Below are 266 nucleotides of genomic sequence, written 5' to 3'. Positions count from 1 at the left end.
GATGATTGGAGACTGTAAGCCAGACTCTTTATCCACACCGTTGTTAACGCTGCTAGCGTCATTGACTTTGATATAAGCCAAACCGCGTGCGCCATAAATACCAACAAACTTGGTATAAGCATCGATTTGCTTACGGCTTAATGATGCGCCACCAGGAATACGTAGAGCAGCCACACGACCTTTAGGATCGTTAGCAGGGCCAGCAAATACTTTGAAATCGACGTCTTTCATCAAATCTGCAACGTCAACCAGTTTCAATGGAATAC

The 266-nt window shown here is 44.7% G+C and carries 1 protein-coding gene; it reads right to left on the bottom strand.

The window, feature by feature from the left end; all coding sequences use genetic code 11:
• The coding region (locus tag SB725_RS31655) for a GAD domain-containing protein (protein WP_410923387.1) at nucleotides 1-266 on the bottom strand (266 nt) is incomplete at both ends.

This window comes from Pseudomonas sp. SIMBA_041, assembly GCF_046535095.1.
Classification (GTDB): domain Bacteria; phylum Pseudomonadota; class Gammaproteobacteria; order Pseudomonadales; family Pseudomonadaceae; genus Aquipseudomonas; species Aquipseudomonas mucoides.
The sequence above is the reverse complement of the archived record's forward strand: the minus strand, read 5'-3'. Positions and strand labels throughout refer to the sequence as shown.